Origin of the sequence: Amycolatopsis sp. NPDC049159, from assembly GCF_040648295.1 — a bacterium.
In the GTDB taxonomy this organism is placed as follows: Bacteria; Actinomycetota; Actinomycetes; order Mycobacteriales; family Pseudonocardiaceae; genus Amycolatopsis; species Amycolatopsis pretoriensis_A.
This window is the reverse complement of sequence record NZ_JBEZDL010000020.1, coordinates 127,560-141,016: the sequence shown is the minus strand read 5'-3', so window position 1 is coordinate 141,016 and position 13,457 is coordinate 127,560. Positions and strand designations below refer to the sequence as shown.

13 protein-coding genes are annotated in these 13,457 nt (G+C 70.6%); 4 read left to right on the top strand and 9 right to left on the bottom strand.

From position 1 onward, the window contains the following. Positions 1 to 8 precede the first annotated feature (8 nt). From AB0B33_RS33225 to AB0B33_RS33205, 5 genes are read right to left on the bottom strand one after another with little or no spacing between them, the layout of a single operon-like run. The gene (locus AB0B33_RS33225) at positions 9 to 2,510 is read right to left on the bottom strand and encodes a LamG-like jellyroll fold domain-containing protein (RefSeq protein WP_360779042.1); all 2,502 of its coding nucleotides are present in this window, start codon (positions 2,508 to 2,510) and stop codon (positions 9 to 11) included. 31 nt (positions 2,511 to 2,541) lie between these two features. Then, positions 2,542 to 3,516 carry an ABC transporter permease gene (locus AB0B33_RS33220; protein ID WP_360779040.1) on the bottom strand — a complete coding sequence of 325 codons (975 nt, stop codon included), beginning with the start codon at positions 3,514 to 3,516 and terminating at the stop codon, positions 2,542 to 2,544. Beyond that, positions 3,513 to 4,475: an ABC transporter permease gene (locus tag AB0B33_RS33215; RefSeq protein WP_360779038.1), complete on the bottom strand. Its 963-nt coding sequence runs from the start codon at positions 4,473 to 4,475 to the stop codon at positions 3,513 to 3,515. Before AB0B33_RS33215 ends, AB0B33_RS33220 begins: the two co-directional genes overlap by 4 nt. Then, the gene (locus tag AB0B33_RS33210) at positions 4,468 to 6,033 is read right to left on the bottom strand and encodes a sugar ABC transporter ATP-binding protein (RefSeq protein WP_360779035.1); all 1,566 of its coding nucleotides are present in this window, start codon (positions 6,031 to 6,033) and stop codon (positions 4,468 to 4,470) included. The genes AB0B33_RS33215 and AB0B33_RS33210 overlap by 8 nt, the downstream gene beginning before the upstream one ends. Continuing rightward, complete coding sequence (locus AB0B33_RS33205; RefSeq protein WP_360779032.1) at positions 6,033 to 7,109, bottom strand: ABC transporter substrate-binding protein; 1,077 nt, start codon at positions 7,107 to 7,109, stop codon at positions 6,033 to 6,035. Before AB0B33_RS33205 ends, AB0B33_RS33210 begins: the two co-directional genes overlap by 1 nt. A 154-nt stretch (positions 7,110 to 7,263) precedes the next feature. On the opposite strand from AB0B33_RS33205, the gene AB0B33_RS33200 reads away from it, so the two are divergent. Both AB0B33_RS33200 and AB0B33_RS33195 read left to right on the top strand, forming a co-directional pair. Further along, a complete protein-coding gene (locus AB0B33_RS33200; RefSeq protein WP_247014255.1) occupies positions 7,264 to 8,265 on the top strand; it encodes a LacI family DNA-binding transcriptional regulator in 1,002 nt (333 codons plus the stop codon). Further along, a complete protein-coding gene (locus tag AB0B33_RS33195) occupies positions 8,262 to 8,816 on the top strand; it encodes a hypothetical protein (protein WP_360779029.1) in 555 nt (184 codons plus the stop codon). Before AB0B33_RS33200 ends, AB0B33_RS33195 begins: the two co-directional genes overlap by 4 nt. Here the strand turns inward: AB0B33_RS33195 and AB0B33_RS33190 are convergent, their stop codons facing one another. From AB0B33_RS33190 to AB0B33_RS33175, 4 genes are all read right to left on the bottom strand, one after another. Next, positions 8,817 to 9,170 carry a hypothetical protein gene (locus tag AB0B33_RS33190; protein ID WP_360779026.1) on the bottom strand — a complete coding sequence of 118 codons (354 nt, stop codon included), beginning with the start codon at positions 9,168 to 9,170 and terminating at the stop codon, positions 8,817 to 8,819. It abuts the gene before it with no gap. 222 nt (positions 9,171 to 9,392) lie between these two features. After that, on the bottom strand, positions 9,393 to 10,556 hold the full coding sequence (locus tag AB0B33_RS33185; protein ID WP_360779023.1) for an AAA family ATPase: 1,164 nt from the start codon (positions 10,554 to 10,556) through the stop codon (positions 9,393 to 9,395). A gap of 118 nt (positions 10,557 to 10,674) precedes the next feature. Beyond that, on the bottom strand, positions 10,675 to 11,229 hold the full coding sequence (locus AB0B33_RS33180) for a snapalysin family zinc-dependent metalloprotease (RefSeq protein WP_247014247.1): 555 nt from the start codon (positions 11,227 to 11,229) through the stop codon (positions 10,675 to 10,677). Positions 11,230 to 11,404: 175 nt separating this feature from the next. Further along, positions 11,405 to 11,896, bottom strand: a complete 492-nt coding sequence (locus AB0B33_RS33175; RefSeq protein WP_360779020.1) for a helix-turn-helix domain-containing protein — start codon at positions 11,894 to 11,896, stop codon at positions 11,405 to 11,407. Between the two features lie 101 nt (positions 11,897 to 11,997). On the opposite strand from AB0B33_RS33175, the gene AB0B33_RS33170 reads away from it, so the two are divergent. Together AB0B33_RS33170 and AB0B33_RS33165 are read left to right on the top strand one after the other, a co-directional pair. Beyond that, positions 11,998 to 12,702 carry an SDR family oxidoreductase gene (locus AB0B33_RS33170; protein ID WP_360779017.1) on the top strand — a complete coding sequence of 235 codons (705 nt, stop codon included), beginning with the start codon at positions 11,998 to 12,000 and terminating at the stop codon, positions 12,700 to 12,702. Between the two features lie 131 nt (positions 12,703 to 12,833). Further along, positions 12,834 to 13,397 (top strand): TetR/AcrR family transcriptional regulator, encoded by a 564-nt coding sequence (locus AB0B33_RS33165; RefSeq protein ID WP_315863299.1) that lies wholly within the window; start codon positions 12,834 to 12,836, stop codon positions 13,395 to 13,397. Positions 13,398 to 13,457 lie beyond the last annotated feature (60 nt).

The window sequence follows — 13,457 nt, the reverse complement described above, 5'->3', positions numbered from 1 at the left end:
GGAGCTGCTTACTTCCCGCTGCCGTACAACGCGCTCACGTCCGCGTCGGACAGCGCCCGGTCGTAGACGTGCACCTGGTCGACCGCGCCGTTGAGGAAGTCGACCGGGCCGCCGCCGTACTTGCCGCGGCCGATCACCGTGTGGCCCGTCGAAGCGTCGCCGAGGCAGACGCTCTTCGTGGCCACCAGCTGCCCGTCCACGTACAGCTTCAGCGTGCCCGCGGCCGCGTCGCGGACGCCGGCCACGTGGTACCAGCGGTTCGCTTCCGGGGCCGTGGGCGCCAGGGCCCGCGTGCCGACGAAGCTCATCGCCAGGCGGTGGTCCTGGCCCGAGTACTGCAGGAAGAACGCGCTGGTGCTGTCGCCGTCCTGGCTCACCACGGTCTGGAAGCCGTCGCCGACCGCGTTGAACTTCACCCACGCCGCCGCGCTGTAGCTGCCTTCGGTGTTCACCAGCGCGGCACCCGTGTCGGCGTACTGGCCCGACCCGTTCACCGCGAGCGCCGAGCCGCTCTTGCCCGCCGTCCAGGACGCGCCGCCGACGAGCGTGGCGTCGTGGTCGCCGACCGAGTCCGCGGCCGTCGTGCCGGTGTTCTCGTCGAACCCGTAGGCCGCGATGCCGTCGATCCCCGGCGTGCCCGCGGGCACCGGAGGGCCGGACGTCACCGGAGCACCCGTCGCGCCCTTGATGACGGCCAGGTTCGCCGCGCGGACCGCCGCGAAGTCCATCTTCTTCACCTGCCGGTCGTAGGTGAAGAAGCCGTTGACCTCCTTCTCGACGTCGGTGGTCTGCGTGTAGACGCCGGCCGAAACGCCGCAGCGCTGGGCGACCAGCAGCAGGCGCTGCTGGAGTTCGCCGTAGCGCCGGGTCAGCGTCGCGCTGTCGGGCTCCATCTCGTAGGCGAAGCTGCCCGCCGGGTCGAACTCGTGCCCGGCGACCTTGAGGCCGAGCCCTCCGTACTCGCCGTCGACCGCCGCCCGGATGCCGGTCTGCACCGGTGTTCCGGGCCCGGTGTAGGTGTGGTCGTCGTAGATGTCACCGCGACCGCTGTCCGGTTCGGACCTGCAGCAGTTGACGCCGGATTCCGCGTTCACCAGCCGCGAGGGATCCCACGACTTGACCTCGTCGGCGATCCGGCCGACTTCGTAGTCGCCCCAGCCCTCGTTGAACGGCACCCACGTGACGATCGACGGGAAGCTGCGGTGCTGGTCGATCATCCGCTTCATCTCGGACTCGTAGTTGACGCGCGACGCCGCCGACGGCTCGACGTCGTCCTTCATCGCCGGCATGTCCTGCCAGACCAGCAAACCGAGCTTGTCGGCGTAGTAGTACCAGCGGTCCGGCTCCACCTTGATGTGCTTGCGCACCATGTTGAAGCCGAGCGCCTTCTCCTGCTGCAGGTCGAACTTCAGCGCGGCGTCGGTCGGCGCGGTGTAGATGCCGTCCGGCCAGAAGCCCTGGTCGAGCGGGCCGACCTGCATGACGAACTTCCCGTTGAGCAGCATCCGCTGCTTGCCGTCGGCGGTCTTGCCGACGCTGATCGACCGGATGCCGAAGTACGAACCGACCTCGTCCCCGCCCGAGAGCTTGACGCGCAGGTCGTAGAGGAACGGGTCGTCCGGCGACCACAGGTGCGGCCGGTCCACCTTGAGCTTCAACGGCTTGTTCGCGTCGCCGGACACGCGCCCGACCGGGCGGCCGTGGTCGTAGGCGACGGCTTCGACGCGCTGCTTGAGCGGGCCGCCGACCACGGCGTTCACCGTGACCGAGCCACTCGCCACATCGGGCGTGACGTCGAGCCGGTCGATGCGCGCGGACGCCACCGGCTCCAGCCAGACGGTCTGCCAGATGCCGGAGGACGGCGTGTAGAAGATGCCGTCGCCGGGCTGGCGCTGCTTGCCGATCGGCTGCCCGCCCTGGTCGTTCGGGTCGGCGACGCCGACGACGACCTCCTGGGACTTCCCCGTGGTCAGCGCGTCGGTGACGTCCACGGACCAGGCGTCGTAGCCGCCGGTGTGGCGGCCGACCGTCTTGCCGTTGACGATCACCGTGGCGTCGTAGTCGACGGCCTGGAAGTGCAGCAGCAGCCGCTGCCCGCCCTTGCCGACCTGCCAGTTCTTCGGGACCTCGAACGTGCGGCGGTACCACATGTTCGTTTCGTGGCGCATGATCCCGGACAGCGCGGACTCGACCGGGTACGGCACGAGGATGCGCTCGCCGAGCGTCTTGCCGACCGGCGCGGCCTCACCCGGGGTCGCCTTGGCGAACTCCCAGACACCGTTGAGGTTCTGCCACTTGTCGCGGGTCAGCTGCGGCCGGGGGTAGTCGGGCAGGGCGTTGGCGGGGGAGACGTCCTGCGTCCAGGGCGTCGACAGCGGCGGGGTGAGCCGTTGCCACTGCGGCGCGTCCGCGGCACTGGCCGCCGGCACCGTGCCGAGGCCGGCCACCGCGACCGCGAACGCGGCGGCCGCGGTCAGCCATCTCCGGGTTTTTCGGGCAGGGCTGAACATCGTTGAGACCTCCTGGTGAGGGGGAAGGGGCTCAGCGGGTTCGGGAACGCGCCAGCAGGCGCTGGATCACCACGACGACGAGCAGGAAGGCCCCGCTCACCACCGTCTGGTAGTTGGAGTCGAGGGTGCCGATCTGGTTGATGACGTTCTGGATCAGCGTGCGCAGCAGCACGCCGACGAGCGTGCCGATGATCGTCCCGGCGCCCCCGGTGAGCAGCGTGCCGCCGATGACGACGACCGAGATGGCGTCCAGTTCGGTGCCGACGCCGATCACCGTGACGCCGGACTGCAGGTACGCGGCGGTGAGGACGCCGGCGAACCCGGCGAGCGCGCCGCTGAGCGTGTAGAGGCTGATCTTGGTGCGGGCCACCGGAAGCCCCATCAGCAGCGCGGACTGCTCGGCGCCGCCGATGGCGAACACCGACTGGCCGAACCGGGTGCGGCGCAGCAGCAGGCCGCCGAGCGCGAACAGGACCAGCGTCAGGTACACCGGCACGCCGACGCCGAAGATCGTGCCCTGGCCCAGCCAGAGGAACGCCGAGCCGGGGTCCACCTTGTACGTCGTCGCGCCTTCGGAGGTCAGCGCGAGCAGGAGTCCCCTGGCGAACAGCAGGGACGCCAGCGTCACGATGAACGGCGCCATCCCGGTGCGGGCGATGAGCAGGCCGTTGATCAGCCCGATCAGCGAACACACCGCCAGCGGCAGCAGGATCGCGACGACCAGCCCGTACTGCGCGCCGTACGCGGCGAGGACGCCGCCGAGCGCGTAGTTCGAGCCGACCGACAGGTCGATGCCGCCGGAGATGATCACGAACGTCATGCCGAGCGCGATCACCGCGAGGAACGAGCCCTGCAGCACGAGGCTGCGCAGGTTGTCCGCGGTGCCGAAGTGCGGGAAGGCGAACCACGCGGCGGCCACGCCGAGCACGAGCACGACGGCCGCGCCCTGCCGCTGCAGGACACCGGCGAAGGCCGCGTTGCGGGCCTGGGTCTGGGTGGCTGTCATCGGCTGCTCCGCTCGCGCGCGACGTAGACCGCGACGACGATGATGGCCGCCTGGACCATCTGCGCGGTCGAGTCCGGCAGGTTGTGCTTGATCAGGGTGGCCTGGACGAGCTGCATGAGCAGCGCGCCGAACACGGTGCCGAGCACGCGGACCCGGCCGCCGGTCAGCGGCGTGCCGCCGACGACGACCGCGGTGATCGCGGACAGCTCCATGAGCAGGCCGACGTCGCTCGGGTCGCTCGCGCCCAGCCGGGACGTCGCCAGCACGCCGGCGATCGCCGCCAGCGCCCCGGAGATGACGTAAACGCTGATGAGCACGCGCTTCACCGGCAGCCCGGCCAGGGTGCTCGCGGCGCGGTTGCCGCCGACCGCGACCAGGTGCCGCCCGAACGTCGTGCGCTGCACGACCAGCCCGGCCAGCACCGCGAGCACGCCCGCGACGATGACCATGACCGGCACGCCGAGCAGGTCGCCGGTGCCCAGCTCCAGGAAGTCCTGGTTGCGCACCTGGATCAGCTGGCCGTGGGCGATCACCAGCGCGAGCCCGCGCCCGCCGACCAGCAGCGCCAGCGTCGCGATGATCGGCTGGATGCCGAGGTACGCAACGAGGTAGCCGCTGAACAGGCCGGACACGATCCCGGCGATGACCGCGACGATGATCGCCGTCAGCGGGCCCGCGCCGAGGTAGAGCGGGATGAGCGCGGCGGCGATCGCCATCACCGAGCCGACCGACAGGTCGATGCCCTCGGTGCCGATCACCAGCGCCATCCCGAGCGCGACGATGCAGACCGGCGCCGCCTGCACCAGCTGGGTGCGGAAGTTGGCCGCGGAGAGGAAGTTCTCGGTGAAGACCACGTTGAACAGCAGCAGCACGACGACGGCCAGGTAGACGCCGTAGTTCTGCAGCCACGCGGTGACCTTCGCGCGGTCGGGGGTTCTCGTCAGGGTGGCCTCAGACATCGTTGTCACCCCCGGGTGCTTCGGCCGCGATCGCGGTCAGGACGTTCTCCTCGGTGATGCCGTCGCCGGTGAGCTCGCCGACGACCGAGCCGTCGCGCAGCACGACCACGCGGTCGGAGCCGTCGATCAGCTCTTCCAGTTCGGACGAGATGAGCAGCACGCCGAGCCCTTCCTGCGCGAGTTCGTCGATCAGCGCCTGGACCTCGGCCTTGGCGCCGACGTCGATGCCGCGCGTCGGTTCGTCGAGCAGCAGGATCTTCGGGCCGGTGGCGAGCCAGCGGGCGAGCAGCACCTTCTGCTGGTTGCCGCCCGAGAGCTCGGACACCTTCTGCTCCGGGCTCGCCGCCTTGATCCGCAGGCGCTCCATGAAGATCTTGACGACCTTGTCCTGTTTGGACTTGCTGACCATGCCGAACGGCGAGAGCGTCGGCAGCGCGGCCAGCACGATGTTCTCGCGCACGGACAGGTTCGGGATGATCCCGTCGGTCTTGCGGTCTTCGGCCAGCAGCGCGATCCCGGCGCGCATGGCGGCCTTGATCTTGCCCTTCTTGAGCGGTTTCCCGGCCAGCAGCACGGATCCGCCGTCGAGCGGGAACGCGCCGACGATGGCGCGCGCGGTCTCGCTGCGGCCGGAGCCGAGCAGGCCGGCGAGGCCGACGACCTCGCCGGGCCGGATGCTCACCGAGACGTCGTGCAGCTTCCGCATGCCGGACAGGTTTTCCGCCTTGAGCAGCGGCTCGCGGTCGACGTCGTGTTCCTCGCCGAACGCCGTGACGCCTTCTTCGCGGATCTGCTTGATCTCCCGGCCGAGCATCTTGGACACCAGCTCGATGCGCGGCAGGTCCTTGAGCGGTCCACTGTGGACGACCCGGCCGTCGCGCAGCACGGTGACGCTTTCGCAGACCCGGTACAGCTCGTCCATGCGGTGGCTGACGTAGACGATCGCGATGCCCTCGGCGTGCAAGCGGTGCAGCACCTCGAAGAGCGTCTCGACCTCGCGCGGCTCGAGCGACGACGTCGGTTCGTCCATGATGACGACCTTCGCGTCGGTCGAGACCGCGCGGGCGAGCGCGACCATCTGCTGCGCGCCGACGCCCAGGGTGTGCAGCGGGCGCTTGACGTCGTCGTCGATGCCGTAGCCCTTGAGCAGCTCGCGGGCGTCGGCGTACATCTTCGACCAGTCGACGAGGCCGGCCTTCGTGCGCGGCTCGCGGCCGAGGAAGACGTTGCCCGCGATGCTCATCAGCGGGACGAGGTTGACCTCCTGGTAGATCGTGGAGATCCCGGCGCGCTGCGCGTCGATCGGGCGTTTGAACGACACCGGCTCGCCGAGGTGGCGCACCTCGCCCTCGTCGGGCTGGTAGACGCCGGTGAGCACCTTGATCAGCGTGGACTTGCCGGCGCCGTTCTCGCCGACCAGCGCGTGCACCTCGCCCGGCCGCAGCGCGAAGCTGACGTCGTCGAGCGCGAGGGTGCCGGGGAACCGCTTGGTCACCCCGGCCACCTCGAGCACCGGTGCGGTCGTCATGGCGACGTCCTCTTCGGTGGCTGCCGTCATCAGTACGCGTTCCCGACCTTCTGGGCCGCGTTGGTCTCGTCGTACTGGTCGTCGGTGATGACGATGCTCGCCGGGATGGCCTCGCCGCCCTCGAACTTCTGCAGCGTCTGGAAGGCCAGCGGGCCGAAGCGCGGGTTGGACTCGATCACGGCGTTGTAGCTGCCGTCGGCGATGAGCTGCACGGCGTTGCGGGTGCCGTCGATCGAGACGACCTTGACGTCCTTGCCCGGGGTCTTGCCGGCGGTCTTGAGCGCGTTGACCGCGCCGACGCCCATCTCGTCGTTCTCGGCGTAGACGGCGGTGATGTCCGGGTGGCTCTGGATGAGCTGCTCCATCACGGCTTGGCCCTTGGAGCGGTCGAACTCACCGGTCTGCTCGGCGACCACGGACAGCCCGGCCGTCTTGGCCAGCTCGTCCTTGAAGCCGGAGGTGCGGTCGGTGGTGACGTTGTTGCCGGACGCGCCGAGCAGGATCGCGACCTTGCCGGTGCCGCCGGTGACCCGCGCCATCTCCTGCGCCGCGCGCTTGCCCTGCTCGACGAAGTTGGAGCCGATGAAGGTCAGGTAGTCGGTGCAGGGCTGCGACGTCACCTTGCGGTCGATGGTGACGACCGGGACCTTCTTGGCCTTGGCGGCGTCGAGCGCGGGCTGGAGGCCGTCGGAGTTCAGCGGCGCGACGACGAGCAGCTGGGCGCCCCGGTCGAGCATCGACTTGATGTCGCTGATCTGCTTGTTCAGGTCGCTCTGGGCGTTGGTGACCAGCAGCTTGTCGCTCGCGATGCCGAGCTTGGCGGCTTCGTCCTTGATGGACTGCGTCTCGGCGATCCGGAAGGGGTTGGCTTCCTTTTCGGACTGTGAGAAACCGACCACCGCCGTCTTGAGGTCGACCTTGGGGTAACCGGTCTTCTCCAGCGTGCAGCCGTCGGCGCTCGGTGCGACGGACTGGGCGCTGGCGGCGGGGCCACCGCCGTTGGACGGGGCGGCGGGGGTCTCTTCCCGGCTGGTGCAGGAGGTGAGCGCGAGTGCGGCGGCGGCCGCGGTGGCGGCGATCAGGAGGGGACGGGTGGACAGCGGCACGGTGACTCCTCGGGCAGCGACGGTGGGGCCCGCTCACCGGGGTGATCGGAGTCACCGCGGGAGCCTTGAGGTACTTTTTACATCGTTGGAACAACGTTGTAAACCGGCAAATCCTCGCTATGCTGCGTGCTCACCACCTGAGAAGGAGCCGCCCGTGACCGTGACGCTCAAAGACGTCGCCACGCTCGCCGGAGTGTCGGTGAAGACGGTGTCGAACGTGGTGAACGGTTACGCGTTCGTGAAGCCGGAGAACCGCAGGCGGGTCGAGGAAGCCCTGGCGGCGACCGGGTACCGGCCCAACGTCGGGGCGCGCAACCTGCGTCGCGGCCGCACGGGGTTCCTGGCGCTGATGGTGCCGGAGCTGTCGATCCCGTACTTCGGCGAACTGGCCGGCCTGGTCATCACGGCGGCCCAGAAGCGCGGGTGGAGCGTCCTCATCGAACAGACGCAGGGCACCCGGTCCCGGGAGCGCGAGACGCTGTCGTCGCTGGGCCCGCACCTGGTCGACGGCGCGCTGGTGCACCCGGAAGCCCTGGAGGCGGCGGACTTCCCGTCCCCGGGCGAGATCCCGCTGGTGATGCTGGGCGAGCACGCGGTGGACGTCTCGATCGACCACGTGGCGATCGACAACGTCCTGGCCGCCCGCACGGCGGTGTCCCACCTGGCCTCGCTGGGGCGCACGCGGATCGCGGCCATCGGCCGGAACCCCGCCCGTGGCACGTCTTCGCAGCGCCTGGCGGGCTACGAGGCGGCGCTCTCGGACGCGGGACTGTCCTATTCGGACGCGCTGGTGGCCCCGGCGGAGAAGTGGCACCGCTCGGTGGGTTCGGCGGCGATGAAGGCGCTGCTGGCGTTGCCATCTCCGCCCGACGCGGTGTTCTGCTTCAACGACCTGCTGGCGATCGGCGCGATGCGCGCGGTGGCGGAGCTGGGGCTGCGGGTCCCGGAGGACGTGGCCATCGTGGGCTTCGACAACAACGAAGAGAGCGCGTTCTCCCTGCCGTCGTTGACGACGATCGCCCCGGACAAGGCGGCGCTGGCGGAGGCGGCGATCGACCTGGTCCACCGCCGCATCACGGGCGACAAGGCGGTGCCGGCGCAGGACATCCAGACGCCGTTCGCGCTGGAGATCCGGGAAAGCACCCGCGGCCGGTGACGTGGGAGCTGCTCACCCCGGAGGACTTCGACTGGCGTGATTGGCTGCTGGCAGCCGACCGCGGCGTGGTGCTGCACGCCCAGCTGGCGCACGGCGACCGGCGTTTCCCGATGATGCTGTTCGACTCGACGCGGATCGTCCAGGTCGTCGAGGACGAGCCGCGGCACTACTACTACGACGCGAACGTGGTGGTGGTCCCGGAGGTGACCCGCTCGGCGGCGGAGGAGGAGATCGGCCGGCTGGGGGCCGAGGGCCGGTTCGACTGGCTGCTTTCGGCGGGGCCGGGGCCCGCGGGTGCGTGGTCGTACTCGGACGGCGTTCTGTCCCGCGGCGACCGGCGGTTTCCGTTGCGGGTGTTCTCACCGGAGGAGCTGGCGGTGACGCTGGGGTGGGCGGACCTCGAGACCACGCACTGGTCCGGCAACCAGCCGCGCCCCACGCGGTTCTACGCGGAGAACTTGCTGGTACTGCCGTCGTCCGACCCGGACTCGGTGGCGGAAGCGGTCTCGGCGATGGCCACCGACGGCTCGCTGGCCTGGCTGCTGGAGTGATCAGCAGGGCGCGACGGCCCCGGTCACGCCGGCCGCGCACCAGCCGGGGTGGGTGGCGAGCCAGGCATCCCGGTCACGCAGGACTTGCTCCTGGGTGAGCCCGCGCGCGGCGTTGAGGCAGCTGCCGGTCCGGCAGTCCTCGGCCTTGGGACGCGTGGTCGGCGCTTTGCGCGCCGGCGCGGTGGTGGTCGTGGTGACCGTGGCCGTGGCCGCGGTGGTCACGGTGACGGTCACGGGCTCCGCGGTGACCGTGGTCGGCACGGGTCGCGGAGTCTGCGCGGCGGGCGTCGCGGAACAGGCACCGACCAGGGCGGCGGCGGCCAGGAGTCCGGTGGCGAGAGCGGGAAACCGCATGATCGGCAGCTTTCGGGCCGGGGAACGTGCCCGTCCACGATCGGGCTCGGCTCGCCGGGGGAGTAGGGCCGTTGGGCCCGCCTTCACCGGCGGTCGGGGCGGGTGGCGAGCCGAGCTGCCGGGGCATCGAGCAACCCCGGCCGCGCGCTGCGACGTCATGAACGACTCGTTCATCGCGCCGGACGACATGAACGACTCGTTCATGACATCGGCGGCACCCCCTCAGCGGGCCGGCCAGTGCCACGACGGCCGGTCCAACCGTCCCTGCCCCAGCAGCTTCGTCTCCCCGTACTCCTTCTCCAGCTCCACCATCCCGACCTCCGCCACCTCGGACAGCGCCCGGATCAACGCCGACGCGTGCGAAACCACCACCACCTGCGTCTCCTTCGCCGCCGTAGCGATCAACGCCGCCAGCGCCGGCAGCAAGTCCGGGTGCAGGCTCGTCTCCGGCTCGTTCAGGACCAGCAGCTCCGGCGGGCGCGGGGTCAGCAGGGCCGCCATCCACAGCAGGTACCGCAGCGTCCCGTCCGACAGCTCCGCCGCCGACAACGGCCGCAGCAGCCCGTGCTGGTGGAACCGGACCGACAGCGAACCGTCCGTGGACACCACCGAGAGCCGGGACCCCGGGAAGGCCGCGTCCACCAGGGAAGCCAGCTCGGAGGCGCGGCCCACCTCGATGATCGTCTGCAGGGCCGCCGCCAGGTCCGCGCCGTCGTGGGACAACACGAACGTGCGCGTTCCCACACGAGATTGGCGGGCCGGGGCCGAAGCGTCCGTGCGGAAGTGGTCGTAGAAGCGCCACGACCGGATGCGCTCGCGCACGACCAGCAGCTCCGGGCACGCGCGCGGGTCCGCGAACTCGCTCAGCATGCTGTCCGAAAGCCGGATCTTGAACTGCTCCGGACCCCAGCCACCCGAAGCGACGCGCGTGCGGACCGTGGGACCGGCCCGGTCCGCCAGCAGGGAAGCGGGCCGTAGGACAGGCCCGGACCAGACCGCTTCGCGCTTGAACTCCGGGTCCAGGTTGAACACCGTCTCGCCCGGGACCGGCAGGCCGAGGTCGAGGGCGTAGCCGAATTCGTCGCCCGCGAAGCCCAGGCGAAGGCCGACCGCCTTCGAACGGACCGTGCCCTGGACCGGGGCGCGGCCTTCGCGCACCGCGCGGCCGACCGTCTCCGGGCCCGCCCACAGCGTCGACGGCAGGCCGCCTTCGCGGGCCAGCGCCGCCACCGCGCCGTTGCGGGACGCGTCCGCCAGCAGGCGCAGCGCCCGGTAGAGGCTCGACTTGCCGCTGCCGTTCGGACCGGTGACCACCGTCAGCCCGGACAGCGGCAGCACGAGATCGCGCAACGAGCGGTAGTTCGCGACGGCCAGCGTGGTGAGCATGCCCCGAACCTAGCCGTCACCCCCGGCAGTTCCGGCCGGGCGGACGATCGCGGGCCGACGCACGAAGGCCGCACCGGGCGTACCCGGTGCGGCCTCCCCCGACGACGTCAGATGCTGGTCACTTGACCGGCATCGTCACCTCGTAGACGCGGGTCGGCGCCTTGCGCGCGCCGGCGAAGCCGCTGGCCCACAGGGATTCCACCTGCGAGGACTCCTCCGAGTTGGGGTTCGCGTTCGTGCAGGACGGGCCGGGGCCGCCGCCCGACATCAGTTCCGAGCACGGGCCCTCGTAGTGGTCCGGGAGGCCCAGCGCGTGGCCGGTCTCGTGGGCCGCGATGCGGGTCTGGTTGTACTGCTCGGCCTGGGTGTAGTCGATGAAGATCGTGCCGCTGCCGTGGCCGTCGGTCTGGGCGTACGAGCCCTGCGGGTCGTTGCCCTCGGTGTAGTGCAGCGTGGCGCCCGAAGAGCTCTCCTCGAGCTTGACGTTCGACACCGCCGCGTTCCAGTTCGCCGCGCCCGCGTTGATCACGTCGCGGAAGGTGGGGGCGTCCGAGGTGTCGTAGTAGACGACCGTGGCCGCTTCCGGAGCAGCGAAGGCCGGGCCGGCCGTCAGCGGGGTCGCGATCATCGCCAGCGCGACGGCGGCGCCGGGCAGCAGGTACTTCCTGGACATCGGGACGACTCCTTGCCGTGGGGAATTTGCCGGGTTTGCGCGCGCTGGGTGTCGAACTTACAAAATCGCCCGGCTCTTGTGACCCGACTTTCGTACTGCGTGGCGAACGGTGATTTACCAACCACGGCGGAGTCTTGACATGCATGAACGCGCATACGAGGATGCGCCGATCGGCTCAGCCGACGGGATCCGCCAGTGGGATCTCGCCCTCGCTCAGCCATGAGCCGCGCCACACCAGGTCGTCCCTGACCAGCGGTTTTCCACAGGCGTCGCACGCCGCGCCCGGCCGGGTGAGCTGCCCGCAGCCGGCGTGGACCAGCTTCATCGGGCCGTACGCGCTCGTCGTCGAAGTGTGCGCGTCACCCCATGCACCGAGGGCGTGCAGCACCGGCAACGCGTCCGAACCGGCCTGGGTGAGCCGGTACTCGTGGCGGGTGCGGCCGCCGTCGCGGTAGGGGAGCTTCGTCAGCAGGCCGCGTTCGACGAGCTTGGCCAGCCGCGTCGTCAGGACGTTGTCGGCGATGCCGAGCTGGCTCCGGAAGTCCTCGAACCGGGTGGTGCCTGCGGTCGCGTTGCGCAGGATCAGCAACGTCCACGGTTCGCCGAGGATGTCGGCGGCGCGGGCGATGGGGCAGGCGTTGTCCTCCCACGTGGTGCGGCGGCTCATGCTGTGATCCCTCCTACCTGGCTTGCTCCGAGCAAGTTTACGCCGTAGGGTCGGGTTCAGCTAGCTTGCAAAAAGCAAGCCAGGTGCGAGAGGAGCTCGTCATGGACATCAAGGGTGCGGTCGTGCTGGTCACCGGGGCGAACCGCGGGCTCGGCCGCAAGTTCGCCGAAGCGCTGCTGGCGCGGGGCGCGGCCAAGGTCTACGCCGCCGCGCGGAACCCCGAGTCGGTCGACCTGCCGGGCGTGGTGCCGCTGCGCCTGGACGTGACCGACCCGGCGTCGATCCGGGAAGCGGCCGCGAGCGCGGGCGACGTCACGCTGCTGGTGAACAACGCCGGCTCGTCCACCGGGTCGACGCTGCTCGGCGGGAGGCTGGAAGACATCCGGCTGGAGATGGACACGCACTACTTCGGCACGCTGGCCGTGACGCGCGAGTTCGCGCCGATCCTCGAGCGCAACGGCGGCGGCGCGGTCCTCAACGTCCTGTCGGTGCTTTCCTGGTTCACCGCACCGCAGGTCGCGGCCTACTCCGCGGCGAAGTCGGCGGCCTGGTCGCTGACCAACGCGCTGCGCCTGGAGCTGGCGCCGCAGAAGACGCAGGTGACCGCGCTGCACGTCGGCTACATGGACACCGACATGGCCAAGCACGTCGACGGTCCGAAGGTCGACCCGGCGGTCGTGGCCGGCCTCGCGCTCGACGGCGTCGAAGCGGGCCGGTTCGAGGTGCTCGCCGACGACGTCACCCGGAACGTGCGCGCCGGGCTGTCCGGTGAGCTCCCCGGCCTCTACCCCGCGCTGGTTTCCTGACCATTCGGAATGCGGTTTCCGGCACCCCGGAATACGGCCCCGGTTCACCCGGGCGTATGAATGTGCGGGTGCCGGAGAACGTCGCGGCCGGAATCGGCCGAACGAGGAACCGCTGGGGCGAAGGCGAACGGCTGCGCGGGGAAATCCTCGAAGCGGCGGGCCGGTTGCTGGCCGAGCTCGGCGGCGAGGACGGGCTGACGATCCGCGGTGTGGCGCGGGCGGTCGGCATCGCACCGGCGAGCATCTACCAGCATTTCTCCGATCGTGCGGAATTGGTGCGCGGGCTCCTCGACCACGAATACGCGCGGCTGGCCGAATCGATGCGCGTCGCCGAGGAGTCGCTCGGCGAAACCGACGTCATCGGCCGCATCCGCGCACAGATTCACGCCTACTGCGCCTTCGCGATGCGGAATCCGGGGCACTACCGCCTGATGCTGGCGAACGGCGCGTCCGAGCTGGAACCGGGATCCCGCCCGAAAGGCCCGTTGCTGGACGTGATCGACCGGCTGACGGCGGGGTTCGTGCGCTGCGTCGAGGCGGGGCACGAACTGCGCGTCACCCCCGGCCGCGCGGCGGCGGTGGTGTTCGTCGGCGCGCACGGGCGGGTGGCGTTGTTCCACAGCGCGCTGAACCGGACGGGGGCCGAGCTGGTGGAGCCGTTCGTCGACGAGCTGGTGTCGCTGGTGTTCGCCTGACCCCCGGCTTTCGGGGGTTCCGGGTGGCGGCGCCCCCGGCTCGGGGCGAACGCCCCGGAT